The 25101-nt window shown below is 62.4% G+C and carries 23 protein-coding genes; 15 read left to right on the top strand and 8 right to left on the bottom strand.

The genetic code is table 11. The features are described from left to right. Positions 1–1263: 1263 nt before the first annotated feature. The 7 genes from AC0QUY_RS12075 to AC0QUY_RS12045 all read left to right on the top strand — a co-directional run bounded on the left by AC0QUY_RS12075 (position 1264) and on the right by AC0QUY_RS12045 (position 5591). Positions 1264–1542: a hypothetical protein gene (locus AC0QUY_RS12075; protein ID WP_475386995.1), complete on the top strand. Its 279-nt coding sequence runs from the start codon at positions 1264–1266 to the stop codon at positions 1540–1542. 132 nt (positions 1543–1674) lie between these two features. Next, complete coding sequence (locus AC0QUY_RS12070; protein ID WP_475386994.1) at positions 1675–1806, top strand: hypothetical protein; 132 nt, start codon at positions 1675–1677, stop codon at positions 1804–1806. A gap of 172 nt (positions 1807–1978) precedes the next feature. Beyond that, positions 1979–2533, top strand: coding sequence for a PAS domain-containing protein (locus AC0QUY_RS12065; RefSeq protein WP_161853850.1), 555 nt, complete (start codon positions 1979–1981; stop codon positions 2531–2533). Between the two features lie 223 nt (positions 2534–2756). Further along, the gene (locus AC0QUY_RS12060) at positions 2757–3533 is read left to right on the top strand and encodes a transporter substrate-binding domain-containing protein (RefSeq protein WP_161853849.1); all 777 of its coding nucleotides are present in this window, start codon (positions 2757–2759) and stop codon (positions 3531–3533) included. Between the two features lie 26 nt (positions 3534–3559). Further along, a complete protein-coding gene (locus tag AC0QUY_RS12055) occupies positions 3560–4222 on the top strand; it encodes an amino acid ABC transporter permease (protein ID WP_475386993.1) in 663 nt (220 codons plus the stop codon). 3 nt (positions 4223–4225) lie between these two features. Beyond that, complete coding sequence (locus AC0QUY_RS12050) at positions 4226–4876, top strand: amino acid ABC transporter permease (protein WP_161853847.1); 651 nt, start codon at positions 4226–4228, stop codon at positions 4874–4876. Next, positions 4863–5591: an amino acid ABC transporter ATP-binding protein gene (locus AC0QUY_RS12045; protein WP_161853846.1), complete on the top strand. Its 729-nt coding sequence runs from the start codon at positions 4863–4865 to the stop codon at positions 5589–5591. Before AC0QUY_RS12050 ends, AC0QUY_RS12045 begins: the two co-directional genes overlap by 14 nt. A gap of 69 nt (positions 5592–5660) precedes the next feature. Here the strand turns inward: AC0QUY_RS12045 and AC0QUY_RS12040 are convergent, their stop codons facing one another. Together AC0QUY_RS12040 and AC0QUY_RS12035 are read right to left on the bottom strand one after the other, a co-directional pair. Beyond that, positions 5661–7037: a DUF5939 domain-containing protein gene (locus tag AC0QUY_RS12040; RefSeq protein ID WP_475387103.1), complete on the bottom strand. Its 1377-nt coding sequence runs from the start codon at positions 7035–7037 to the stop codon at positions 5661–5663. 111 nt (positions 7038–7148) lie between these two features. Next, on the bottom strand, positions 7149–7922 hold the full coding sequence (locus tag AC0QUY_RS12035; RefSeq protein ID WP_161853844.1) for an enoyl-CoA hydratase-related protein: 774 nt from the start codon (positions 7920–7922) through the stop codon (positions 7149–7151). Between the two features lie 167 nt (positions 7923–8089). Between AC0QUY_RS12035 and AC0QUY_RS12030 the strand changes: the two genes are divergently transcribed. The 7 genes from AC0QUY_RS12030 to AC0QUY_RS12000 all read left to right on the top strand — a co-directional run bounded on the left by AC0QUY_RS12030 (position 8090) and on the right by AC0QUY_RS12000 (position 14235). After that, positions 8090–9259, top strand: a complete 1170-nt coding sequence (locus AC0QUY_RS12030) for an MFS transporter (RefSeq protein WP_475386992.1) — start codon at positions 8090–8092, stop codon at positions 9257–9259. Positions 9260–9294: 35 nt separating this feature from the next. Next, positions 9295–10314, top strand: a complete 1020-nt coding sequence (locus tag AC0QUY_RS12025; RefSeq protein WP_475387102.1) for an acyl-CoA desaturase — start codon at positions 9295–9297, stop codon at positions 10312–10314. A gap of 56 nt (positions 10315–10370) precedes the next feature. Then, on the top strand, positions 10371–10988 hold the full coding sequence (locus tag AC0QUY_RS12020) for a PilZ domain-containing protein (protein WP_057857240.1): 618 nt from the start codon (positions 10371–10373) through the stop codon (positions 10986–10988). A 332-nt stretch (positions 10989–11320) separates the two neighbouring features. After that, positions 11321–11950, top strand: a complete 630-nt coding sequence (locus AC0QUY_RS12015) for a transglutaminase-like cysteine peptidase (protein ID WP_161853842.1) — start codon at positions 11321–11323, stop codon at positions 11948–11950. Between the two features lie 258 nt (positions 11951–12208). Continuing rightward, positions 12209–12673 carry a GNAT family N-acetyltransferase gene (locus AC0QUY_RS12010; RefSeq protein WP_475386991.1) on the top strand — a complete coding sequence of 155 codons (465 nt, stop codon included), beginning with the start codon at positions 12209–12211 and terminating at the stop codon, positions 12671–12673. A gap of 23 nt (positions 12674–12696) precedes the next feature. Next, the gene (locus AC0QUY_RS12005; protein ID WP_475386990.1) at positions 12697–13584 is read left to right on the top strand and encodes an alpha/beta hydrolase; all 888 of its coding nucleotides are present in this window, start codon (positions 12697–12699) and stop codon (positions 13582–13584) included. 144 nt (positions 13585–13728) lie between these two features. Further along, positions 13729–14235, top strand: coding sequence for a hypothetical protein (locus AC0QUY_RS12000; RefSeq protein WP_161853839.1), 507 nt, complete (start codon positions 13729–13731; stop codon positions 14233–14235). A gap of 75 nt (positions 14236–14310) precedes the next feature. Here AC0QUY_RS12000 and AC0QUY_RS11995 read toward each other — a convergent pair whose 3' ends face one another. Beyond that, positions 14311–14670, bottom strand: a complete 360-nt coding sequence (locus tag AC0QUY_RS11995) for a hypothetical protein (protein WP_475386989.1) — start codon at positions 14668–14670, stop codon at positions 14311–14313. Between AC0QUY_RS11995 and AC0QUY_RS11990 the strand changes: the two genes are divergently transcribed. Further along, the gene (locus tag AC0QUY_RS11990; RefSeq protein ID WP_475386988.1) at positions 14669–15556 is read left to right on the top strand and encodes a dienelactone hydrolase family protein; all 888 of its coding nucleotides are present in this window, start codon (positions 14669–14671) and stop codon (positions 15554–15556) included. The genes AC0QUY_RS11995 and AC0QUY_RS11990 overlap by 2 nt on opposite strands. Positions 15557–15585: 29 nt before the next feature. On the opposite strand, the gene AC0QUY_RS11985 is transcribed toward AC0QUY_RS11990, so the two are convergent. From AC0QUY_RS11985 to AC0QUY_RS11965, 5 genes are all read right to left on the bottom strand, one after another. Next, positions 15586–17286: a ShlB/FhaC/HecB family hemolysin secretion/activation protein gene (locus AC0QUY_RS11985; protein ID WP_475386987.1), complete on the bottom strand. Its 1701-nt coding sequence runs from the start codon at positions 17284–17286 to the stop codon at positions 15586–15588. A gap of 400 nt (positions 17287–17686) precedes the next feature. Then, the gene (locus AC0QUY_RS11980; RefSeq protein WP_475387101.1) at positions 17687–18538 is read right to left on the bottom strand and encodes an MBG domain-containing protein; all 852 of its coding nucleotides are present in this window, start codon (positions 18536–18538) and stop codon (positions 17687–17689) included. Next, positions 18426–23741 carry a beta strand repeat-containing protein gene (locus AC0QUY_RS11975; RefSeq protein WP_475386986.1) on the bottom strand — a complete coding sequence of 1772 codons (5316 nt, stop codon included), beginning with the start codon at positions 23739–23741 and terminating at the stop codon, positions 18426–18428. Before AC0QUY_RS11975 ends, AC0QUY_RS11980 begins: the two co-directional genes overlap by 113 nt. 428 nt (positions 23742–24169) lie before the next feature. Then, on the bottom strand, positions 24170–24322 hold the full coding sequence (locus AC0QUY_RS11970; protein WP_202639369.1) for a hypothetical protein: 153 nt from the start codon (positions 24320–24322) through the stop codon (positions 24170–24172). Positions 24323–24548: 226 nt separating this feature from the next. Then, positions 24549–25046 (bottom strand): hypothetical protein, encoded by a 498-nt coding sequence (locus tag AC0QUY_RS11965; RefSeq protein ID WP_475386985.1) that lies wholly within the window; start codon positions 25044–25046, stop codon positions 24549–24551. Positions 25047–25101: the final 55 nt, after the last annotated feature.

The raw sequence follows: 25101 nt of genomic DNA, 5'->3' as shown, positions 1-25101 counted from the left end.
CGCAGACCGTTTGTCCCGGCTCTGCGTCGCGTCACTGCGTGCCCCATCCGGGACACGATATATCGCTGGCGAAAGGCCAAATAGAAAAAGGGAGGATGCTGAGAACATCCTCCCTTTACTTGCTGATCTTCTCGCGCCCCTTGGAGCCGGGATCAGATCCCCACCCCTCCCCGCGCGATGACCAAACTGTTTGACGCCATCCGTGTACCAACTGCGTCGAGAACTTGAAGATAAAGCGACGCCGTCCGATGCGTTCCACCTTACGCACGCCGTCCCGCCTTCGCCAACCTCACAGTTAATTTAACGTTAACAACGCAGGCGCCCCAGCGTTGAGTGTTCGCGATTGAAGCTTAGGTGCCCTTGCCCTTCTTGGACGGCTTAAAGACTCGCCTCGCTTGCTGCACTTCTCACAAACGAAACGGCCCTCTCGATATCGGACAGCCGAACAGACCGCCGCCGCTATATCTCGAAACTATCCTGCAACAGAACCTGCGGTACCGACTTCAACGGCGCGGCCGCGATCGTTCTTTGTCGACACACAAGCGAAGCACACTTTTTGGCGAACTCGTCGAAAGCGGCTTGCTGATCAAATCGTTTGCGTTTGTCGTTCTCTACGCTGCAACCGCCAACGATCCAGCAGGAACTTCATCAAGACAGCGCCGGCTATGCCGGCCCGCTTTCTTCCGCTCCTACCTTCGGCTGTGGGGTTCGACCTTGCCGGTGATCTGGACATCCCGAAGTTCACAAGAATTCCGTGGGCTCAATAGCGGCTGCCCAAAACTAGGAATGGGGTGGCCGCCTGGGAACCAGCTTCCTCCCGGTTCCAACCTTTGCTGGAAGCTAGAAAGATGAAACAACTCGTGGTAGTGGAATCGTCTTCGTCGAGCGACGGTTCAATGTACAACTTCAAGTTCCTCAAAAAGCCGATCAAGAAGCCGGAACCTCCCCGGGAGCCGCCGCGTCCCAATCCAAAGCCGGCGCCTGGCGAGCCGAATTTTACTCCGGAGCCGCTGGATCCCACGAACCATTCGGATTGAAGAATGGAAACCCTCCAAATCGCAGCGATCCTTTGGTTTCAGTGGGGTATCCTCGTGCTGATCGTATATCTTCGATGCGCGTCATGATGCTCAATATCCTCGGCGCCGTGTTCTACGTCGTTGGCGGACTGTCGATGCGGCTTGGTGCCATGTGCTGGCAAGCGGCGGACCGAGCGGAAGGCAAGCCCGAGTGGCGTCACCCTTCTCCGTCCAGAATCCTCGATCGATGACGCGTGCGGCCGGATATGCGATTCTCGCGGCATCAGCGCTGCTCTACGTCTGGCTCGTGCTCGACGGCATCGATAGGATCTACCCGCTATCCTGTCGCACCAAAGCCGTCAGCGGCGTTCTCTTGCTGGTGTTGATCGCCATCGGAATGACGCCTTACGCAAGAGATTTCGGTCGGATCCCGCCGATCCAATGCGGTGATGGCGCCGACGTCGATAGCAGGGACAAGCTTTGCTATCCGAGCGGGACCGTCCCGCACGAATTTCAGAAACGTTAGGAAACCGCCAAGTGCGGCAGCGCACTTGACCTGAGTGCTGCGCGGTCATCCTGCGCGGTATGAGCCTCGCTTTCCCGATAAAGACAAACTCGGCTAGCAGCCTGATCGCAAAACCACGTTCGGCCGATGGAATTGGCCAACGTCGAGGATCCGCAGGAGGTGCTGACCGAAGCGGAATTCAAGGCGATCGTCATCGACGCGGTGACCGCAACCGTTACCGCCGCGCTGGCCAAAGGGAAGCGGCGCAAGTCGCTGACTTCTTAAGAGGCATGGTGAATTTAACGTTAACAACGCAAAGCCGCGCCGCGCGCGGCCAAATCGCGTTGGCGGCATGGACGCTGCAAAGCCTGTCCTGCACAACAGCCGAGGGAAGGCGTGTTGCGCAAAAGCGAGACAGAAGTGTCTCGCCAGGCAACCCGGGGGGCGAGGACACGACATGAAACACCCATCGAGCCGCGAGTTTTTCGCCTATTGGGATGCGAAACGCGGCGATGCGCGGGCGCCGGACCGCAGCGAGATCGAACCCGGGGCGGTACGCGAGCTGCTTGGCGACATTTTCGTGCTGTCCTACGACAACGACGCCGGTTACCCGTTTCGCGTTGCCGGGACGCGGGTCTGCGCCCTGCTCGGCCGTGATCTCAAGGATACCAGCTTCCCCGCACTGTTCACCCCGGACAGCCGCCGCGAGATCGAGGACATCATTACTTACGTCGCGGAAGACATGCTGGCGGCCATTGCCGGCATCACCGCGACGTCTGAAGACGGCACGACGGCGCATCTGGAGCTGCTGTTGCTGCCGTTCAACAACCGGGCGCACGCGCCGATCAGCCTGACCGGATTGCTGGCGCCGTTCGAAAGCGATCTCGGCACCATCAGCGATTTCAAGATAACGTCGTGGCGCTATCTGCACCGGCCGGAAAAGCTGGTTCCGCGCGCCCTGCGCAAGCTCGCGATCGCGCGCGGCTTCATGGTGTATGAAGGTCTGCGGTAAGCAGCAACCGCAGATTCGCCAGGTACCGTCAGCACAGCGCATGGTGGCAGGCGTGCTCGAAAAGACCCACAAAAGCCTCCAAAAAAAGCACCGCCGAGCATTGCCTAAATGCGAGGCGTCAGGCAGGGTCGGCCAACGACGTGGAGCCGGGCCACATCGAAATGACAGCGCACCGATAATGATATCGGGGCGAAGCATTGGCGTGACCTCGGAGATCCAAAGAATGCTGAAGAGATTGATGCTTGCCGCTGCAATTGCCACTGCCGCGGTGGCGACGCAGGCCCATGCCGACGCCCTCGACTCCATCATGAAGTCGAAGGTCATCAAGATCGCGGTGCCACAGGATTTTGCGCCGTTCGGCTCCGCCGGCCTCGATCTCAAGCCGCAGGGCTATGACATCGACATGGCCAACCTGATCGGCAAGGAACTCGGGGTGAAGACCGAGATCATTCCGGTGACCAGCGCCAACCGCATTCCCTATCTGCAGACCAATAAGGCCGACCTTGTGATCTCCAGCCTCGGCAAGAACGAGGAACGCGAAAAGGTCATCGACTTCTCGATCGCCTATGCGCCGTTCTTCTCCGGCGTGTTCGGCACCAAGGCGATCGCGGTTGGGAGCGCGGCCGATCTCAAGGGCAAGACCATCGGCGCCACCCGCGGCGCGATCGAGGAGCAGGCGCTGACATCAGCCGCGCCGCCGGATGCCACCATCAAGCGCTTCGAGGACAACAACGCCACCATCGCCGCATTCGTGTCCGGCCAGGTCGATCTGATCGCCACCGGCAACACGGTCGCCGCGGCCATCGCCGAAAAGGTCCCTGCCCGCGCACCGACGCTGAAATATGTCATCAAGGACAGTCCCTGCTATGTCGGGCTGAACAAGAATGAGCCGGCACTGCTAGCCAAGGTCAACGAGATCATCACCAAGGCGAAGGCATCGGGAGAAATCGGCAAACTGTCGGAGAAGTGGCTGAAGGCGCCATTGCCGCCCGGCTTCTAGACGCGAAGCGTTGGGGGGACGCCGCGGTGTCTTACAAACTGCAATTCGCCGAACTGCTGCCTTACTGGAACGTGCTGCTGTACGGACTCGTCTTCACGATCGTGCTGACGATCGTGTCGACAGTGGTCGGCATCGCCGTCGGCACCGCCGGCGCGGCGGCGCGCACCTTTGGGCCGGCCTGGCTCGGCCGCATTGTTGCGGTCTATGTCGAATTGATCCGCAACACGCCGTTCATCGTGCAGTTGTTCTTCATCTTCTTCGGCCTGCCCGCGCTCGGGCTGAAACTCAGCGAGACCACGGCCGCCTTTCTTGCGATGGTGATCAATCTCGGCGCCTACTCGACCGAGATCATCCGCGCCGGCATCGAGGCGGTTCCGAAAGGACATATCGAGGCCGGTCTCAGCCTCGCCATGACCAAGTGGGAGGTGCTACGCCGCATCGTCCTCAACCAGGCATTTCGAAAAATCTATCCGGCGCTGTCGTCGCAGATCATCATCGTCATGCTCGGCTCGGCGGTGGTATCGCAGATCTCGGCGGAAGACCTGACCTATGCCGCGAACTTCATTGCGTCGCGGAACTTCCGCAACTTCGAAGTCTACCTATTGGTCGCGCTGGCTTACCTCCTGCTGGCGATGCTGACGCGTTCGCTGTTGCGCGCGCTCGGCCGCGTCATCTTCAAGGCGAGGTGAGCCGTGCTGCAGTTCAGCTTCTGGGACATCCTCTCCAACCTCCTGGTCGCCACACAGTGGACGATCGTGCTGTCGCTGATCGCGTTCTTCTGCGGCGGCATCGTCGGCCTGATCCTGCTGTTCATGCGCACCTCGCGGATTGCGCCGCTGGAATGGTTCACCAAGATCTACATCGAGTTCTTCCAGGGCACGCCGCTCTTGATGCAACTCTTCCTGTTCTTCTTCGGCATCGCGCTGTTCGGCGTCGAGGTCTCGCCATGGATGGCCGCGACGCTGGCGCTGACGTTCTGGACCAGCGCGTTCCTGACGGAGATCTGGCGCGGCTGCGTCGAAGCGATCCCGAAGGGCCAGTGGGAGGCATCCTCCAGCCTGGCGCTCAGCTACATCGAACAGATGCGCTACGTGATCCTGCCGCAGGCCTCGCGTATCGCGGTCGCGCCGACCGTCGGCTTCTCCGTGCAGGTCATCAAGGGCACGGCGCTCGCCTCCATCATCGGCTTCGTCGAACTGACCAAGGCCGGCACCATGCTCAACAACGCGACCTTCCGGCCGTTCCTGGTCTATTCGCTGGTTGCGCTGATCTATTTCTGTCTCTGTTTCCCGCTGTCGTGGTGGGCGAAGAAAATCGAAGGCCGCCTCAATGTCGCTCGTTAGCATTCGTGACGTCAGGAAGAGTTTTGGCCCGAACGAGGTGCTGAAAGGCGTCTCGCTCGATATCGCCAAGGGCGACGTGGTCGCGATCATCGGCCGCTCCGGCTCGGGCAAGAGCACCCTGCTCCGCTGCATCAACGGGCTGGAGACCTACCAGTCCGGCACCATCACCGCCGACGGCATCGAGGTCGGCGGCGCCGCCACCAACCTGCGCGAACTGCGCCGTCATGTCGGCATGGTGTTCCAGCAGTTCAACCTGTTTCCGCATCTGACCGCGGCCGAGAACGTCATGCTGGCGCCGACCGTGGTCAACAAGGTGTCGAAGGCGGAAGCCCGCGCGACCGCCGCCGAGGTGCTGGCCAAGGTGGGACTGTCGGAAAAGATGGATGCCTATCCGAGCGAGCTTTCCGGCGGCCAGCAGCAGCGCGTCGCCATCGCCCGCTCGCTCGCAATGCGACCCAAAGTGTTACTGTGTGACGAAATCACCTCCGCGCTTGACCCCGAACTGGTCAACGAGGTGTTGCGCGTGGTCGAGCAATTGGCACGCGAGGGCATGACGCTGATCCTGGTGACGCACGAAATGCGGTTCGCCCGTGACGTCGGCACCAAGCTCGTTTTCATGCACCACGGCAAGGTGCATGAGGAAGGCGTGCCTAAGGAGGTGTTCGCCGCGCCACGAACACCGGAACTGCAACAGTTCGTCGGCCAGGTCAGCTAACGGAGCCGCGCGTTGCCTGCGGGAGCGGCGTCCGCAGGATCTGACGTGCAGCTTCAGCGAACCGCAGCGTCAAGAAATCTCGTAGACCGACACCTCGTCCTCGATGCCACTCAACGCGACGCGTCTGAGCGCCGGTTTTAGCCCGTTGGACTCCAGTAGTGTCTGAGTTTGCGCGTTGTCTACCACGGATTTCGTCACGACGATCGAGCGCGATGCCGCAAGACTTTGGACACGCGAAGCAATATTGACGGTCTGACCGAAATAGTCCTGCTGGGCATTGAGCGTGACCGCAAGGCATGATCCTTCATGGATGCCGATCTTCAGACGCAAACTCTGATGCTGACGCTGGGCGCCGAGATCGCTCATCGCCTCGCGCATGCGGATCGCGGCGGCAATGGCGCGGTCAGGCGTCTCAAAGGTCGCCATCACGGCATCGCCGATGGTCTTCACGACCGCGCCCCTTTCGGAGACGATAATCTCCTGCAGCAGCCGGAAATGCTCGTCGACGAGATCGAAGGCGACGAGATCGCCGACGCGCTCATAAAGCTCCGTCGAGCCCTTCACATCGCTGAACAGGAAGGTCAGGCTCAGAATCTTGAGACGTTGGCCGATGGCAAGTGTGTCGGTCCGGTAGAGGTCGCGGAAGGTCTGATTGGTGAGGAGGCGTTTCGCGGTGAGAATGGGCTTGCGGCGGCTGAGGAGGTTGTCCAACGCCTGGTTCGCCATCCATACGGCCGGCAGCACCCGGCTATCGGTACGGTTCTCCAGGGTCAGGCGCAGTGGCCCGGGATGCAAAGCAATGGTTTCGACCGGGACCTGCACCTTGTTGAAGATCACGGACAGGTTCTGGCGTTCGTTCGTCTGCCCGCCGCTTACTTCAAGGAATTGCGCCGTATGTGTCACGGGATCGAACACAATCAATGTGCCCGCCGGTAAATGCAGGGAGAGGATGGCCCTCTCTCCCGGCGGCAAGTCGACACTTTCAAGCGTGACCTCGTCCAGCATCTTCTCCAGATCCGTTGGAAGGTCGATGGCCGAACTCCAAAAGACCTGGCGATAATACTCGGGCACGGACAGATCGTCGGGGTTGTGGGCCGATATCCTTCGCACGCGCGGGCTCACCGTGAAGGTCACCTCGACGAGGTTGTCGAGCGTCGTCTCATAGCCGGCGGCGCAAAAGGCGCAATTGTACTGCCTCCTGTCCAGCGTCTTCAGGCTCTTGTTGGCGGAAAGAACGCCTGCGCAGCTCGGACACATGACATTCCATGTCATCTCGAAGATGCCAAGCGCCACCGCATTCAGCAGTGCCGCGACGACCCGTTCCTCGGCGAGGCCTTCCTTGGCAGCGAGGTCAAGCGCGTTCATCTTGTTCAAGGCATGATCCGGGGCATCCCGCACCATGCGCTCGAGCATGTCCACCACGTCGTCGCCGGCCGACTGGCGCAGGGAAGGTCTCTGCTTCGCTCATGCGACAATGCTACATGAAAGAATGCGGGGCGGAAACTGCTTCGGCCTAACGCCTTCAACAACGGATCGTGACAATAACAGCCAGGGACATCAGCGGCCGCTGAATACGGCCGCCCGTTTTTCGAGAAACGCGTTGCGCCCTTCGACCGCATCGGCACTCAGGCGGATCTCCGCCTGTGTTTCGATTTCGCGGCGGAACTGGTCGGCATAGCTGGCGTGCTCGCTGTCATCGATCAGGCGGCGTGTCGCGACGAGAGCACGCGTCGGACCCTCGGCGAGTTTGCGCGCCAGTTCGAGAGCGCCGTCACGCAACGCCGCATCGTCGAACACTTCGCGGACCAATCCCCATTCCTTCGCCTGGTCCGCCGAGAGCGGCTCGTTAGTCATCATCAGTTCGAGCGCGCGCTGCCGGCCGACAAGACGCGGCAACAGCCAGGTCGAGCCAAGATCGGGCACCAACGCGATGCGGCTGAACACCTGGATGAAGCGTGCCGAGCGCGCCGCCACGATCATGTCACCCGCCATCGCCAGACTGAACCCGCCGCCAGCCGCAACGCCGTTGACGGCGACCACGATCGGCACGCGGCATTCTCGCATCGCCTTGAACGCCGGCCAGTAATACTTCATCACGCCGGCCGCGAGGTCGTCGCCCAGGATCTGCGCGGCCTTGAGGTTCTGGCCGGAGCAAAAGCCGCGGCCGGCTCCCGTCAGCACCAGCGCCCGCACCTGCGGATCGTCGGTAACTTCACCAATGGCGATGGCGAGATCGCCCAACAGATCAGGCGTCATCGCGTTGAGCGTTTCAGGCTCATCCAATGTCAGCACGCTGACGTTGCCATCACGCTCGCGCTTCACTCCCGGCATCTCGCAACCTCCGTTCACAGGCATTTTTGGCCGGCCCGGCCGGGCGCGACAGATACCCCTAATGGTACCGGAAGAAGGACCTCAATCAACTGGTACAGAAATAGGCGATACCGCCATCACTGTGCCAATATCGGCGCAGTGATTGTTTACCCCGAGAGGAGCGAGCGTTGAGCAATCGCTGGGGTATTCTGGCCGTCCTGTTCATTGTGCGGCTGACCGTGGCGTTCCAGTTTCAGAGCGTCGCTGCGGTTGCGCCGCTGCTCGGCGCCAAGTTCGATGCCAGCCTGGCCGATATCGGACTCCTGATCGGCCTCTATTTCACACCGGGCGTTGCGCTGTCGCTGCCGGGCGGCGCGGTCGGAAAAAGGATCGGCGACAAGCGTGCCGTATCAGTTGCGCTGGCGGTGATGTTGACCGGCCAACTCGCCATGGTGGCGTCAGACTCCTGGGGCTGGCAAATTGCAGGACGGCTGATCGCCGGCAGCGGCGCCGTCTTGCTCGGCGTCATGATGACGAAAATGGTCACCGACTGGTTCGCCGGCAAGGAACTCGCGACCGCGATGGCCATCTTCGTCAATTCGTGGCCAGTCGGCATCGCGACCTCCCTTTTGGTCTTGCCCATGATCGGCACCGTCCATGGTGTCAGCGCCGCCTATCTTTCGGTTGCCGCGCTGATCGGCCTCGCCATCCCGCTTCTTGTTTTGGGCTATCGATCGCCGTCAATTGCTGCAGCCGCACCTTCAACCGCCTCACGGCTCGACCGCACCACCCTCTTCGCCGTGATCATCGCTGGTCTGATCTGGGGTGCCTTCAACATCGGCTTCACGATGATTTTCAGTTTCGGCCCGACGCTGCTGGTCGAACGCGGCTGGTCGATCACGGCGGCCGGCTCGGCCATCAGCATTGTGCTGTGGATCGCGGCGTTGAGTGGAATAGCCGGCGGGTTTCTGGCTGACTGGACCGGGCGGCCGCAATCGGTGCTTGTCATCGGGTGCGTCCTGTTCGCCCTGTTGATGCTGATGTTGCCTCGCAGCGCTGCGGTGATTCCCATTGTGATTGCGATCGGCGCGCTCAGCGCCCCGCCGGTAGGGCCGATCATGAGCCTGCCCGCGCGCGTGTTGCAGCCTCAGACGCGTGCGATCGGGATGGGTATTTTCTTCACCGTCTTTTTCGCCGTGATGATGCTTGGTCCGGCGATCGCCGGCGCCATCGCCAAATGGACCGGCAGCGCTGCGGCGGCACTCGACTTCGGAACGGCGGCCCTGCTTGTCTGTCCAGTATTGTTATGGGGATACAACCGGATTGTGTTATTGAACCAGCAAGATTCGCTGAGGTAGGCACGATCTTGCAACTGCAGCCCGGCTCCGAACGCATCTTTGCCGACGACAATACCGACCCGCTCGACGGCATCGTGCGGTGGGCGCCGGCGAAATCGCTTTGGATCGGCACCATGACGGCGATGGCGATCATCCTTGCGCCGATCTTCACCTCCTGGAGCGCGATTATTCTGTTTGTCGTGGCCAGCGGCGTAACCCTTTGCTTCGGGCACTCCGTCGGTATGCACCGGCGCCTGATTCATTCCAGCTTCGATTGCCCGCTATGGGTCGAGCATTTGTGCGTTTATCTCGGAACGCTGGTTGGAATGGCGGGTCCCTACGGCATGGTCCGGCTGCACGATTTTCGCGACTGGGCGCAACGTCAGTCAGCTTGCCATGATTATTCCTGTCACCGTGCCGGCTTCTGGCGCGACGCATGGTGGCAAATGCATTGCAAGCTGATGCTGAAGCATCCGCCGGAATTTCGGCTTGAGCCACGGCTCGCCGGCGACCGATTTTATGCATTCGTCGAGCGGACGTGGATGTGGCAGCAATTGCCGTGGGCAATTCTGTTTTTCGCGATTGGCGGCTGGAGCTGGCTGGTCTGGGGCATCTTCGTTCGCATAAGTGTCTGCGTAACCGGTCATTGGCTGGTCGGTCACTTCTCCCATCGCAGCGGTGGACAGAGCTGGGTCATCGATGGCGCGGCGGCCCAGGGATACAACGTCGGCATCGCCGGGCTGATCAGCATGGGCGAAAGCTGGCACAACAATCACCATGCATTTCCAGGCTCGGCCAAGCTGGGCCTCTTTCCCGGCCAGATCGACCTCGGCTGGTGGTTGATCAAGACTCTCGAAGCCATTGGCCTTGCGAGCAACATCAAAACGCCGGACGAGATCCCCCAACGGCCGGGATTACGGCGTTTGGGAAGTGCGGAAGGCGTTGCAGCGTTCGCGCCCGGCGGCTCTGCTCCCCTGAAAGCAATGACGGCGGAAAAAACGTCGGAACTATCGAGCCACGACCGCAGACCGCGTGAATGCCCGCACTTCCTGCAACCGCCGCTAACACATCGTTAACCCTGTCGGCCTTAGGGTCTTTCCGACGCCGAAGGACCGGCTGTCTGGTGGCGAAGATGTCGTTTGCGCAAAAGAAAACAGTTACTGTCCCGTCCGCCGAGGAGCGACGGCGCTTTCAGCGCGTCAAGGTCCACCTGCTCGGCCGCTACATGCTGCCGGATCGGCGCGAATTTCCTTGCCAGATTATTAACATGTCGCCGGGCGGACTGGCATTGCTCGCACCCGGGATCGGCAACGTCGGTGACCGCGTGATCGCCTATCTCGACCATATCGGCCGGGTCGAGGGCAAAATCACCCGCATCATCGACAACGGCTTTGCCATGACGGTCGGCGCGACCGCCCGCAAGCGCGACAAGCTCGCCGCCCAGCTCACCTGGCTCGCCAACCGCGATATCCTCAATCTGCCGGAAGACCGCCGCCACGACCGTATCGTGCCGCGCAATCCGATTGCCCTGCTCACGCTCGAGGACGGCAGCAAGATGACCTGCCGCATCATCGACCTGTCGCTGTCGGGCGCCGCGATCGCCGCGGAGAACCGCCCGCCGCTGAAATCTCTGGTCATGCTCGGCAAGGTGCAGTCCCGCGTGGTGCGAAACCTCGAAGAAGGCTTCGCTCTCGAGTTTGTCCATGAGCAGATTGCCGAGACGCTCGAAGATGCGGTTACCGCGCGGTAAAGCGCCAACCGCCAAAAAACCCTGATTTTTCAGCCTCAAAGGCGGTATCCGCATTGCCGGATACCGCCTTTTCGCCGTTCGGCGCCCCGCCAAGGTAGGTTAACGCGCCGCGCTTTTGCCCGCGCAATCCCTGCGATTTGCAGCGTCACAGGCGTTAATCCCTAAAATTTGAATCAACTGCAGTTGTTTCAAATTTTAGTCGAATTCGATTCAAGTATAGATCGAATTCGCCGCGCCTTTTACTAGTATTCACGTCAAATGTACTTGCCTGACTTAGCGGCGGCGCAAATCCTTTGTGCGAAACGTGGTCCCAACAAGAAACGGGGGCCACGATGTTGTTCAGGGGACAGGGGAAGGGACTGGCGATCATCGCCGTCCTGTTAGGGATAAACGCTTCGATGAGCGTCTCGGCGAAAGCCGGTGACGCGCTCTACGCCAGCCTGGGCGAGGCCGCACGTTCGCCGATCGGCTGGGTCGAATTCTGCGCCGAGAACGCCAGCGAATGCCGCGGCGGCGCGTCTCAGCCGCGCGACATCGTGATGTCGCAGACGGCGTGGCGGGATTTGCTGCGGGTCAACAAGTGGGTCAACGAGACCATCAAGCCGATCACCGACATGGATCATTGGGGTGTGATCGAAAAGTGGTCGTTGCCGACGGACGGTTACGGTGACTGCGAGGACTATGTGCTTCTGAAGCGCAAGATGCTGGTCGACGCCGGATGGCCGCGCGAGGCGCTGCTGATCACGGTGGTGCGCGACAAGAAGGGCGAAGGCCACGCGGTGCTGACGGTGAAGACCGACAAGGGCGAGTTCGTTCTCGACAACCAGAACGAAAACGTCCTGGCTTGGACTGAGACCGGCTACCGCTTCGTCAAGCGTCAGTCGCAGAGCGACCCGAACGTGTGGGTCTCGCTCGGTGACGGCCGGCCGGCGGTCGCCACCGCGTCGTCGCGCGATCGATAACGAGAAGGAATCTACGAACCCGCGACCCGGTCACATCCCCACCCCTCCCCGTCCCAGACCGGTTCGCGCGCGGCCACCCTTCCCCCAAAGGGTGGCCGCAACTTTTTTAGAGAGCCATTTGCTGGCCGTCCGCTTTTGCCGCCGGGCAGACGGTCGTCCTAGGCAGCTGCGCGCCTGCAACATCCACCAACAGATTTACGAGTGCTCGCCCAACCGCGATAATGCACGAGCTGAATCGTTGAAGGAAAGCCGCCGCCGATGGACATGCTGGTCAAGCTCTATGCGCTGCCTGCCTCCCGCGACGTGTTCGAGCGCCTGAGCAAAGCGGGTATCACGACGCGGCGCGCGCGGGCTCCGGAAAAGCACAAGGTCGTCGCCTGGGTCCGCCAGAACTTCAGCGAGGCGTGGGCCAGCGAAGTCGATGTGGCGTTCTCCCGGCAACCGGTCTCCTGCTTCATCGCCATCAGGCAAAAGAGCATTCTTGGGTTTGCCTGTCATGACGCGACCTGTCCCAACTTCTTTGGGCCCACGGGAGTGGACCAGAACGAAAGAAAGCACGGGATCGGCAAGGCGCTGCTGTTCAATTGCCTCGAAGCCATGAAGCAGCAGGGATATGGCTACGCCATCATCGGCGGCGTGGGCCCTGCCGAGTTCTACGCAAAGGCGGTCGGCGCGATACCGATCGAGGGTTCCGAGCCAGGCGTCTATCGCGGGCTGTTGTAGCGCGGACAATCCGAGAGGACGACATGGCAGAACGCGAGATCGACGCCATCCGCAAATTGCTGACGTCAAAGCCGCGGCCGGTCGGCTGGTCGGAGCGGCGGCAACGGCTCGACGAGGTCGGATCGATCTGGCCGGTAGCGTCTGACGTACAATGCGAGGCGGTCGATTGCGACGGTGTCGCCGGCGAGTGGTCGACTGTGCCGGGCAGCGAGACATCGCGCGTGCTGCTGTATTTCCACGGCGGCGGATATTGCTCCGGCTCGATTGTCAGCCACCGCCGCCTGGTGACGGAAGCCGGGCGCGCGGCGGGCACCCGCACCCTTGCGATCGGCTACCGGCTTGCGCCTGAACATCCCTATCCGGCCGCCCATGAAGACGCGCTCGCGGCGTGGCGCTTCCTGCGCCGGCAAGGCATTGCGGCGGCAAGTATCGCTGTCGGCGGCGACAGCGCCGGGGGCAACCTGACGCTCGCCCTGATCAACCGCCTGCGCGCGGCCGGCGAGGCCTTGCCGGCCTGCGCCTGGCTGGTCTCACCCTGGACCGATCTCACGATGTCGGGCAGCACGCTGCAGACCAAGGACGCCGTCGATCCACTGATCCACAAGGCCTATCTCGATGAGCTCGCGGATGCCTACGCGCCGCCGGGCGTCGACCGGAGGGATCAGCTGATCTCGCCGCTGTTCGCCGATCTCGCGGGCTTGCCGCCGGTCCTGATCCAGGTCGGATCGGCCGAGACGTTGCTGGCCGACGCCACCCGGCTTGCCGAGGCTGCGGGAGCGGCCGATGTCGATGTCACACTGCAGATCTGGCCGCACATGATACACGCCTGGCCGGTCTGGAATGCCAATCTCAAGGACGGCCGCCGCGCGCTGGCCGGCGCCGGCCAGTTCATCCGGGCGCATATCCGTTAGCCCAGGGACGCACTCCCTCGCTCAACCCCTGATCGCGAGGGGTTTGGCCCGGAATCCCCGCCCCGCCCGGCAAATCCCGGGTTTTAGCGGCAGCATGGCTGTGCTATTTTGGAACTTTGGAATCACGTCCGGATTTGGAGTCGCATGATCGAACTCACGCCCCGGAGTGCCAGCCCCATCGCGCGTTTCGGCGGACAGCCGATTGCGATCGCCGCTGTGGCCCTCGTCATTGTCGTGCTTGGAGTTAGTTCTATCGCCCTGTGGCGCGCCTATACCGGCAGCGCTCCCGAGACCGATCGCGCAGTCGCGGCCCGGCAGTTGCAGGCGCGCACGGCGCAGGCATCCGAGCAACTGGTCGAGAAGACCAAGGGCCTGGAAGCGACGCAGCAGGAATCGATCGATCAATTGCAGGTGGTGCAGGACCAGTTGCAGACCGTCCGCCGCCTGCTCTCCGCGCAGCAGGCCGACAACAAGAAGCTTTCCGAGCAGGTCGGAACGCTCACGGAGGCAATCGAAGGCTTGCGGCAATCCTTTGCCAGCGCGCAGGCCTCCGAACCCGCCGCATCGCCTGCGCCGCGCAAGCGGTCGGTCAAGGCAACGCCCCGCTCCAGCAGGGCGGCGAACCGCAGCCGCGCCAAGGCGCGCGGCTAACTGGCCGGGACCGAGTTCGGCGACAACATTCTTGCTCGGGTTTTGTCTGGCCGGTGCAGCGATCTTCAGCGCTCACTATCGCAATCGGCCGATTTTCATCACTGACGTCGGCCGCGAAATTGCACCGGCCTTGCGGCGGGATATTTTCCACAAGTTGCGGCAGGCGTTGCCGCAACTTTTTTCCACTTTGTGAACTGGTTCACACATCGCCGGATGAATCGCGGGCATCCTGAAATTCACCGGATGGCGTGAGCCGATTTCAATATCCGGGGCTGGCAAGGTCGTTGACGGTATACTGCGTCGACGGCCTTGTTTTTTTTGTGCCTCATTTTTGGGCGTTGCACTGTGCCCCCGGCTGACATCTCCCAAGCAGGTGATTTGCGCTCGCGCCGGTTTGCAAGCCGAATGCGCCTCCCAAAAAAGGAGAGCCGCCATGAGCGCCGAATCCCTGCCGACCTCGGATGTCATCGGACTGACCAGGGTCGCACCATTCTCTCGACGTGGCTTCATGACCGCGTCGGCCGCCGTGGCGGCGGGCTACACGCTGGCGGCCGGACCGGTGCGTGCCGACGTGATCAAGACCGACACCAACGGCCTCACGGCCGGTGACGCCATGATCAAGCTCGCCGACGGCGAGATGCCCGGCTATTTCGCGCGGCCTGCCGGCGTCAGCAACCCGCCGGTGGTGCTGGTGGCGATGGAGATTTTCGGCCTGCACGAATACATCAAGGACGTGACGCGGCGCCTTGCCAAGCTCGGCGCGTTCGCGGTGGCGCCGGACTACTATTTCCGCAAGGGCGTCGATCTGACCAAGATCGCGGATATTCCGCAACTCATGCCGATCGTGAATTCGAAACCGGACGCCGAACTATTATCCGATCTCGACAGCACCGTTGCCTGGGCCAAATCGCAGGGCGGCGACGCTTCGAAACTGGGCATCATCGGCTTCTGCCGCGGCGGACGCACGGTGTGGGAATATGCCGCCCACAGCGACGCTCTCAAGGCAGGCGCCGCGTTCTACGGTTCGCTGGTCGATCCGCCGAACCCGGTTTGGCCGAAGAGCCCCACACAGCTCGCAGCCGAGATGAAGGCGCCCGTGCTCGGCCTCTATGGCGAAGCTGACACCGGCATTTCCGTCGCAACGGTAGAGACTTTCAAGGCAGCCCTTGCGACCAACAAGAAGGCTGCCGAGTTCAAGATCTATCCCGGAGCCCCGCATGGTTTCCACGCCGACTATCGCCCGAGCTACCGCAAGGACGCGGCCGAGGACGCCTGGTCCCAAATGCAGGCCTGGTTCAGGAAGTACGGGGTGTTGAGCTAGCTTCGATCTGTGAACCGAAACAGCGGCCCTCAATAACTGACCGATGCCTGCACCGATACGCGCCAGGACCCGGCCGGGGTATGCGGGCCGTCAGTCAAGGCCGTCGCCGCCAGCAGCTTGGAATTGAAGTTCGCTCCGGCCGCAAAATCGAATCCGGCGCCGACCGAGGACAGCGTGGAGTCGCGCCGGGAGAACAGATCCCGCCCCCAGCCGACATCGGCCAGCAGGAACGGCGCCAGCGTGCCCGGCATCCAGGAGGGCATGTTGGGTATCGAAGCGTAGAGCGAATTGCGCAGGATCAGGGCCTGGTCGACCGCACCGTCCTCGGTCACATAACCGCGCACGGCGTGGATCCCGCCGAGCCCGATGCGCTCGGTGTCCGGAAGCGGCTTGGACGACGCCAGCACGGATACTTCCGATTTCAGCGACAACCCCTTCGGCAGCGGCGTCACGCGGCCATACTCGAGGGTCACGAAATTGGTTTGCGTGTTGGTGACGCGGCCGTTGGTGAAGGCGCTCCAGGCGTTCGAATTGTTGCCGGGCAAGACGCCCCCGGGATTGGACTTGAAACGGACATCGAGGTTGTTGGTGCCCAGATTGTCGGACCAGCGCCCGTTCCATCCAACCACCAATTGAGCAACGTCGGCGCTGCCCTCCGCGACCGGCGTACCATCGAAGATGGTCGTACGTAGCTGGTGCTTGAGTTCGACGCCGCCGAGCAGGTCGCCGGCCGTCGCGGGCAGCAGATCGGACAGCGCGGTGCGAACGATCGCCGAGGCCTGGCTGGTTTCGGTCTTGATCCGGAAAAGATTGTTCGGCCGCTCGTTGGTCAGCACGTGGTCGCCGACGACTTCGAGGCTCGTGCGCAATCCGAGCGGCGTGAGCAACCGCCCTGCCTGACTGACATATCTGGCGTCGTCAGGCCGGCTGAACAGCCCATCGTCCATCCAGAAATTTCCGCTGCCGGTGAGCTGATAGGACGCGACGATATCGGCGGACGGCGCCCCGCTGGCACCGACATAATAGCGGTTGCGGTCGGTCAGCAGCGTGCCGCTGTTGGCATAGCCGGCGTACACCTGCCATGGCTTGCGATCCGTCACCTGGATGTTGACGTCGGTCATGCCGAGATCCTTGCCGGGACCGAACACCGCTTCGACCTGCCGAAACGGATTGCGATTGGCCCAGTCGAGATCGGTCTCGAGCTTGCGCGCATCGATTTCCTGTCCGGGGACAAGACGGATGCGGCTGGGCGGATAGCGCTCGGGCGCCGCTCCCGCCACCTTGATGTTGGCGACTTTGAAGGCGATCACGCGTAGCTGCAGCACGCCGGTCGACACTTCCTGCGGCGGCAGCGTGATCGACACAAATGGCCGCCCGGCGTCGCGGTAGGCTGCGGCCACGGCTGCCTGCACTTCGGCGATGACCTTGCGGCTGAGCGGCTGATCGAGAAATGGCGTGAGTCGCTCGCGCAAGCCGGCGGTGTCGATGCCGCTAACCTGCTCCACATCGATACCCTTCGCGCCGCTTGCCGGCTTCGCGCTGGCGTTTGCTCCAATCAGGACGATGGCTTGAACATTCACGCCGAGCGGCGTCGCATCATCGCTCTTCAGCAAATCGTCGGTGCCGATCTTGATTGCCGGCGCGCGACGCGGCGGCTCCGGCGGCAGATTGCGCTCCACTATTTGCGCCTGCGCGATGCCGCCGGGCGCGACTGCAACAGCGCAGACCACGAACAGCGCGCACCGTCTGCCGATTCTTCTCTTATGACGCGCGGATATTCGCACCCACAGTGTCTGCGATCTGAAATGTTTGGAGAGCGCCAGCATCACGGCGACCGGAGCCCGTCAAAGCTTCGGGATGTCGACATGTAGGTTCGCATGAGGCTGCACGCTTCCGACGTTCTGTCGCACACGGCGAACAATGAAGAAGTCAACCATTATGGTTTCTGGATTAATAACGGTTTAAGGTTGAATTCTCGGTGCAACAGAACTGAAGCGTGTACACGGTTGAATTGCTGACGACTGCACCAACTGCTGCGTGCAGAGCCACTGGTTGAAGGCCAGACGCCACTTCCAAACAGGAGAATTTTCCAACGACGCACGCAATGCGCGCAGCTTCACGCAATCAACGTCAATTGTCGGCGAAGGCCGGCAGACGCGTCTGCATCGTATCGACGAATCTTGCGCGCGTGCCGATGCGCCGGTTGTTGGGATGAGGAAGCTCGAGACACTGCCTGGAAGTGCAGGCGATCGCGGCAGAGAATTGCTCGATGCTCTCGGACTCACGCATCTGCCCGGGCGGCTGCGGCGCACGCAGAGCCACCCGCGACTTCACATAGGAGCCGAGTTCTGCAATCGGTATACGTGGTGCGGCTGCCGGCGTAATCGTGAGATTCGCGCCGACGAAAGTGAAGGCATAGTTCGATGAGGCTGCTAGCGTGCCCTGCGTGATGCCGTAGTCTCCGGCGTTGCTCGAAGCCGTCGCCGATGTCACGAGCGTACCCGACAGCGTATCGCCGTTGACGAGACCCGCGCCGCCGACCTGATAGGTCAATGCCGGATTGGCATCGCCGTAGACCCGGCTCTTCGCATCGGCCGTCACCGTGATGGCACGCTGGGTGACGGTCAGGTTGTTGCCCGTATAGTTCAGCGCATAATTGCCCGAGGCGGTGAGCGTGCCCTGTTCGATGCCGTAGGTGCCGACATTGCTGGCCGTGGTTGCCGACGTCACCAACCCACCCGACAGCGTGTCGCCATTGACGAGGCCTGCGCCGCCGACCTGGTAGGTCAGCGCCGGATTGGCGTCGCCATAGGCGCGGCTCTTGGCGTCGGCCGTCACCGTGATGGCACGCTGGGTGACGGTCAGGTTGTCACCTGTATAGGTCAGCGAATAGTTGCCGGAAGCCGCCAGCGTGCCCTGCGTGATCCCGTAGGTGCCGACATTGCTCGCCGTCGTTGCCGATGTTGCCAGCCCGCCCGACAGCGTATCGCCATTGACGAGACCCGCCCCGCTGACCTGATAGGTCAGCGCCGGATTTGGCGTCGCCGTACGTGCGGCTCTTGGCGTCCGCCGTCACCGTGATGGCGCGCTGCGTGACGGTCAGGTTGTCACCCGTATAGGTCAGCGCGTAGTTGCCCGAGGCGGCGAGCGTGCCCTGCCCGATACCGTAGACGCCGACGTTGCTGGTTGTCGTCGCCGACGTCGCGAGCGACCCCGACAGGCTATCGCCATTGACCAGACCTGCGCCGCCGACCTGATAGGTCAACGCCGGATTGGCGTCGCCGTAAGTGCGGCTCTTGGCGTCCGCCGTCACGGTGATCGCGCGTTGGGTGACGGTCAGGTTGTCGCCAGCATAATTCAGCGAATAATTGCCCGAGGCCGCGAGCGTGCCTTGCGTGATGCCGTAAGTACCAACATTGCTGGCCGTGGCCGCTGACGTCGCCAGCGCACCGGACAGTGCGTCGCCATTGACCAGCCCAGCTCCGCCGACCTGATAGGTCAATGCCGGATTGGCATCGCCGTAGACCCGGCTCTTCGCATCGGCCGTCACCGTGATGGCACGCTGGGTGACGGTCAGGTTGTCACCTGTATAGGTCAGCGAATAGTTGCCCGAGGCGGCCAGCGTTCCCTGACTAATTCCGTAGACACCGACGTTGCTGGCTGTCGTCGCTGACGTCGCCAGCGTACCTGACAGGCTGTCGCCATTGACCAGCCCAGCCCCGCTGACCTGGTATGTCAACGCCGGATTGACGTCGCCGTAGGCGCGGTTCTTGGCGTCAGCGGTTACCGTGATCGCGCGCTGAGTGACGGTCAGGTTGCCGCCCGTATAGGTCAGCGCATAATTGCCCGAAGCCGCGAGCGTTCCCTGCGTGATCCCGTAGACGCCGACATTGCTGGCAGTGGTCGCCAACGTCGCCAGTGCGCCCGACAGGCTGTCGCCATTGACCAGGCCGGCGCCGCCGACCTGCCAGGTCAGCGCCGGATTGGCGTCGCCATAGGCTCGGCTCTTGGCATCGGCCGTCACGGTGATGGCGCGCTGGCCAATCGTGAGGTTGGCGCCGTTGTAGGTCAGCGCGTAGTTGGAAGATGCGGTGAGCGTGCCCTGGCTGATGCCATAGGTCCCGACGTTGCTCGTTGCTGTCGCCGACGTTGCCAGTGCACCCGAGAGGCTGTCGCCATTGACGAGTCCGGACCCGCCGACCTGCCAGGTCAGCGTCGGATTGGCGTCGCCATAGGCACGGCTCTTGGCATCGGCCGTCACTGAAATGGCGCGCTGGCCAATCGTGAGGTTGGCGCCGTTGTAGGTCAGCGCGTAGTTGGAAGATGCGGTGAGCGTGCCCTGGCTGATGCCATAGGTACCGACGTTGCTGGTTGCTGTCGCCGACGTTGCCAGCGCGCCCGACAGCGTATCACCATTGACCAGCCCCGCGCCGCCGACCAGATAGGTCAACGGCGGATTGGCGTCGCCATAGACGCGGCTCTTGGCGTCGGCCGTGACCATGATCGATCGCGGCGTGACCGTCAGCGTGGCAGGCGTCTGGACCAGGCGATAGGCCTGCCCGGCAGTGCTTACGACGCTGCCGCCAGCCGTGATCGCGTAGCTGCCGACATTGGATGTCGCCGTCGCCGCTGTTGACAGTGAGAGGCCGGAGAGAATGGCTGACGTGTCGCCCGTGTGCAGGCCGTAGTACGTATAGGTGAGAGCCGGGTTGGCATCGCCGTAGACCCGCGACGCATTGGCGGGATCGACGCGCAGGACATGGTTGACGCCGTAGAGCTGCGGATAATAGCCGGCGCTCGGCGCCGACCAGACATTGGCGAAATCCCAGCCCGCGTAGGTGATGGCGTAGTTGACCGTATCCTGCATCTGGCTGGTCGTCAGGCCGATCCCGCCGGTGACGGTCCCGGTTCCGATGGCGGAGTTCCGGCCTGTTGTCACCGTGTCAAAATAGGAATCGGTGACGGTACCCCACTGACCACCGACCAGCCCGCCGAGATTTCCAAGGCCGCTCACCGCCCCGGCCGCGTAAGTCTGGGTGATGGTGCCGAGATTGAGGCCGGCAAGACCTCCCGCTATGAAGCCCCCGACCGCACCGGTGGCGTAGGCCTGCGTGATCGCGCCCTCATTCCTACCAACAAGCCCGCCGACATAGTAATTGCTGGGGGTGCTGACCGTCACGTTGGCATAGGATTGCGTGATATTGCCCGTCGCGGTGTTCTTCCCGACCAGCCCGCCCACATCATCGTTGGTGCCGTTCACCGCGCCTGTCGCATGGGATCGCACGATGGTCCCGGCGTTATTGCCGACAAACGCGCCGACATCCCTCCTGCCGGTTACAGCGGCGCCGATGAGACCGACGTCCTGCACCGTTACGCCCGCGCCAACATATCCAAACAGTCCGACATCGTCGGTGGTCGATCGATTGATGGTCAGGTTGGCAATGGTACGACCTTGGCCATTGAACGCTCCGGTGAATTTCGTGGCGGTGCTGCCGATCGGAACGAATCCCGCCGACGACCACATATCGGGATATTTGCCGCCGACGGCCGACAGGCTGGAGCCGAGGTCGATGTTGCCCGCCAGCGTGTAGCTCGCGCCGAGATTCATCGCAATCAGTTGCAATTGATGCGCGTTGGTGATGGTGGTTTGGTATTCCCAGCGGCCGAACGGTCGGGTGTGGCCGTCGATCATGAACCAGCCGGTCGAGCCCGTTCCCGGAAAGCTGAAGCCGCCATAGGCGCTCTGCTTGAAGGCGTAATTGGCGGCGGCTGATTGCGCGCGGTCGCTGGTTACGGCCGTCACGCCGCCCGAACCGCTGCCGATGGCGGACGTCTTTCCGCTCGTGTAGGTGTCCCAGTAGGACGCCGTGATGGAGCCGCCGTTGAAGCCGATCAGCCCGCCGACAGCGCTCGGGCTAGCGCCGGTGCCTGTCACGGCGCCCGTTGCATAGACCTGTGATACCGAGCCAGGGTTAGTAGCGCAGCCGGAACTGCCACAGTTATTCAAACCGATGGCACCGCCAACGTAGAGCGGTCCGCTCACGGTGCTGCTCGAATAGCCATTCGACACGGTCTGAAAGTTGTAGCCGATGAGACCGCCGGCGCCGGCACTGGTGGCGGTGACCGATCCGCTCGAATAGACGTTGCTGACCGTCCCGTAGTTCGTGCCGACGATCCCGCCGACAATCTCCCAGCCGGTGACGGTCGCACCGATGACGCCAACGTTGCTTACCGTGCCGCCGGCGCCGAGAAAGCTGATCAGCGCGACGTTTTGGATTGACAGCCGATTGATGAAGAGGCCGGAGATCGTGTGGCCCTGGCCGTTCAAGTTTCCGCTGAAGCTGGTCCCGCTGCCGATCGGCTCGAACCCGGCGCCGCTGTTCCAGCCGGATGTAATGCCGGCATCGATGTCGCGGCCGAGCGCATAGGTGCCGGACAGGTTGTTCTTCATGTTCTGCAGGTCAAAGGCATTGTTGACCAGCATGTTCGTCTTGAGCGTAGCGCCGCCGGTGACGCTGCTGCTGAAATTCGTCTGCGTCGGTGCACTATATTTGGTGGTGTTGACCGTCGAATTGCTGCCGGTCGGGTTGTAGAAGATCGAGACTGTTCCGGCGGTCGACACCTGGCCGCCGCCGAACGTCACGGTGCCGGTGCCCGTGCCGGCATTGTCGGCGCGCAGCACGACACCACCGCCGCCGGTGCTGGTGATGTTGGCGTTGACCGCGATGTTGCGATAGGCGCTCAGCGTCAGCGTCGCGCTGGTCGACCAGCTGATGCCGCTGGCCACCGTGATGTCGCCGCTGCCGCCGCTGCCGGCCGCATTCGTCTCCTGGGTGACATTGCTGCCGCCGTTGAGCGCGGTCGCGATGGTGCCGGCGAGCGTCGAATTAATCGTGAGATCCACAGGATCGAGCAGCCAGGTGCCGCCAGGACCGGCATTGACGCTGCCGCCCGCGAAGTCGAACGAATGCCCTGATGTCTCGATGAAGCCGCCGCGCAGCCCGGTGGCGCTGATCGCGCCGCCAAACGACGTCGTGCCGTCCGACCACACCACCACATTGCCGCCGGCGCCCGACGTGCCGTCCGCCGTGATCGTTGCGCCCGCCTCGATCGTCGTGTTCTGCGCATTGGCGATGGCTTGCAGCAGGAACTTCCGCGTAACGTCCGACCCGCCGGCGCGGTCGCCGCCGATCAGCACGGTGCCGCCTGACGTTCCGCTGGCGTCGATCTGTGCACCTGACGTCAGGGTGACGTCCTTGCCGGTCACCACCACGGTGCCGCCCGCACCGCTGCTGCCTTTGGCCGTGATGGCGCTGCCGACCACGACCTTGTCGCCGCTGACCACGATGTCGCCGCCGGTGAACGAGCCCGGTCCGGCAAAGTTTGTCCGCGCCGGCACAGCGTCCGCCTGGATGCGCCGCGCCACCACCTTCTGCGTTACATTGACCGAACCGCCCTCGGAGGTGAGGAAAACCCGGCCGCCCTTGTTGGCAACGCCGGTTGCCGAGATCGCACCATTGGTGTTGCCGGCTAGCGCATAGATGTTGCCGCCATTGGCGCGCAATTCCGCTTCCGTGGCGCGGATCGCGCCGCTGTTGCGGATTTCACCGTCCTGTGCCGCACGCCGCACCAGCACCTTGCCGTTGCCGAGCGAGCCGTCACTCAGCAGCACCTCGCTGCCGGACGCCATCGCGGCGGTACCGTTACGCGCGGTCAGCGAGCCGTCGTTACGCACCTGGCGCGCGATCAGGACGACGTCGCCCTTCGACGCGCCGATCTTGCCGAGATTGACGACCGAGGCGTTGCTGTTGCCGCTGAAGGTCAGCGCACCTCCGGCCCGGAAATCGGTGTCCTTCACATCCAGCGTCGAGGCGACGAAACTGCCGCCGGTCTTGATCACGCCGGTCGGTCCAACGACGATTCCCGACGGATTGACGAGATAAACCGAGCCGGTCGCCGATACGACGCCGTTGATCGACGACGGCACGTTGCCGGTAACGCGGTTGAGCGTCGCGCCGCCGCCGTTATTGAACTGGACCTGGTAGCCCTGCCCCACCGAAAAGTTCGACCAGTTGACGATGCCGGTCCGGCTCGATTGGGTGACCGTCAGACTGGTCGGCGACGTCGAGCCGATCGAAACGTTCCCGCTGACCACCGTTCCACCAGTCGGCAGAGATTGCGCCATCGACGGTTGCGCGCAACTGAGGCCGCATAACAGCGCGATCAGGCTGACGGAGGCTCGAAAATCCCTGGTGGATGATTGGATGGACGACGAAAAACACGACCTGGATGAGACGATCATTGAACCACCATCCGCTTAAGGCGGCACCGCAAACTTTTCGTCTCCCAAATTCTTTGTCAGACATGCACGCTTTCGTGCAGATGGAACCTGACAGGTTCCCATCTAAGGATGTATCAAGTAACAAGCGCAATTTATCGGAAAATTGCAGATATCGGGCGTGAAGCCAGCCGCCAGGCATTGCGCGAGACAGACCGCGCAATGTCACGTCCGCTAAAGCGTGATGACTTTTCTTCGAATCGTCATCCCGCTTTATCTTTTTGTTTGAGCATGATCTTTTCGGAAAACCGCTGCACACTTTTCCGGATCATGCTCTAGTGCGGGCCGTCGCTCTTGCGATGCGGTCTGGACATCCGACGCAGCCTGGACAACGTCTGCTCGATCTCCCAGAACATCCAGACGAACGCCGCACCCAGCGCAACCACCACCATCAAAAACATCAATGTCAATTCGGGCGCTGTAAGCATTTCAACATCCCCCATGCGATGCGGAAGGGATCAGCAAGAATATCAAACAGCGGCCTCGGTGTAGTATCACCGAGACGGCGCTGTTCATTTGGGCCTGACCGGATCAGACTCAGACCTGCACGGGTCGGATGCGCGTCGGATCCTCAGATCCCGGATCAACTCTAGGACGAGTTCTCGGAAGTGGCTGGGTAATTTTGCTCACTTCTACGCGATTGTATGAGGAAGATCAGCAGCCGCGGCAAATGCTCTTGATCTTGCGATCGACCGTTTTGTTCTCTTCAGCGATTGCTGCGTCAACGCTTCCTGACCCCGCCGATCTTCCCGAGCCCGTCGTTACACCGCTTTCGGTGTTGACGCCGCGACCTGACGACTGGGCGGTGCCTGCAGTGTTGGTGCCCAGCGCAGGCGGTGACGCAAGCTTGGATGGGTTCTGCGCGCCGCTCGGGTCTTCGCCGGAATTGTTCAATCCGCCCGGACTGGCCGGACCAGGCGGCACGCCGGTGATGCCTTGCGTGCCCGCGCCCGCCGAGCCCGCGCTCGGCGATCCGGCGGCGCTGCTGCTGCCCGCGGAAGGGCCACTTGCCGCGCCGCTTGCACTGGCTCCACCGGCGCTCGCGCCTCCTCCGGTGCCGCCGCTGCTTCCACTTCCGCTCTGGGCGAGTGACATGGCCGGGGATATCAGGATTGTGAATGCCGCAACTGCGGCTACAGATAGCAGCTTCATCGGAAATCTCCTTTTTGGAGCAACGATGGCTCCCGGACCTGGTTCCTGCCGGAAC

Source organism: Bradyrhizobium sp. WYCCWR15520, from assembly GCF_056174665.1.
The sequence above is the reverse complement of the archived record's forward strand: the minus strand, read 5'-3'. Positions and strand labels throughout refer to the sequence as shown.

Bases quoted from the DNA above. Each gene is read 5' to 3' on its own strand.
- AC0QUY_RS12015 (WP_161853842.1), top strand. From the start codon at position 11,321: ATGTTGTTCAGGGGACAGGGGAAGGGACTGGCGATCATCGCCGTCCTG.
- AC0QUY_RS11970 (WP_202639369.1), bottom strand. From the start codon at position 24,322: ATGCTTACAGCGCCCGAATTGACATTGATGTTTTTGATGGTGGTGGTT.
- AC0QUY_RS12005 (WP_475386990.1), top strand. From the start codon at position 12,697: ATGGCAGAACGCGAGATCGACGCCATCCGCAAATTGCTGACGTCAAAG.
- AC0QUY_RS11965 (WP_475386985.1), bottom strand. From the start codon at position 25,046: ATGAAGCTGCTATCTGTAGCCGCAGTTGCGGCATTCACAATCCTGATA.
- AC0QUY_RS12020 (WP_057857240.1), top strand. From the start codon at position 10,371: ATGTCGTTTGCGCAAAAGAAAACAGTTACTGTCCCGTCCGCCGAGGAG.
- AC0QUY_RS12065 (WP_161853850.1), top strand. From the start codon at position 1,979: ATGAAACACCCATCGAGCCGCGAGTTTTTCGCCTATTGGGATGCGAAA.
- AC0QUY_RS12060 (WP_161853849.1), top strand. From the start codon at position 2,757: ATGCTGAAGAGATTGATGCTTGCCGCTGCAATTGCCACTGCCGCGGTG.
- AC0QUY_RS12035 (WP_161853844.1), bottom strand. From the start codon at position 7,922: ATGCCGGGAGTGAAGCGCGAGCGTGATGGCAACGTCAGCGTGCTGACA.
- AC0QUY_RS12000 (WP_161853839.1), top strand. From the start codon at position 13,729: ATGATCGAACTCACGCCCCGGAGTGCCAGCCCCATCGCGCGTTTCGGC.
- AC0QUY_RS11975 (WP_475386986.1), bottom strand. From the start codon at position 23,741: ATGGCGCAATCTCTGCCGACTGGTGGAACGGTGGTCAGCGGGAACGTT.
- AC0QUY_RS11995 (WP_475386989.1), bottom strand. From the start codon at position 14,670: ATGGCGGCTCTCCTTTTTTGGGAGGCGCATTCGGCTTGCAAACCGGCG.
- AC0QUY_RS12010 (WP_475386991.1), top strand. From the start codon at position 12,209: ATGGACATGCTGGTCAAGCTCTATGCGCTGCCTGCCTCCCGCGACGTG.
- AC0QUY_RS12075 (WP_475386995.1), top strand. From the start codon at position 1,264: ATGACGCGTGCGGCCGGATATGCGATTCTCGCGGCATCAGCGCTGCTC.
- AC0QUY_RS11990 (WP_475386988.1), top strand. From the start codon at position 14,669: ATGAGCGCCGAATCCCTGCCGACCTCGGATGTCATCGGACTGACCAGG.
- AC0QUY_RS12045 (WP_161853846.1), top strand. From the start codon at position 4,863: ATGTCGCTCGTTAGCATTCGTGACGTCAGGAAGAGTTTTGGCCCGAAC.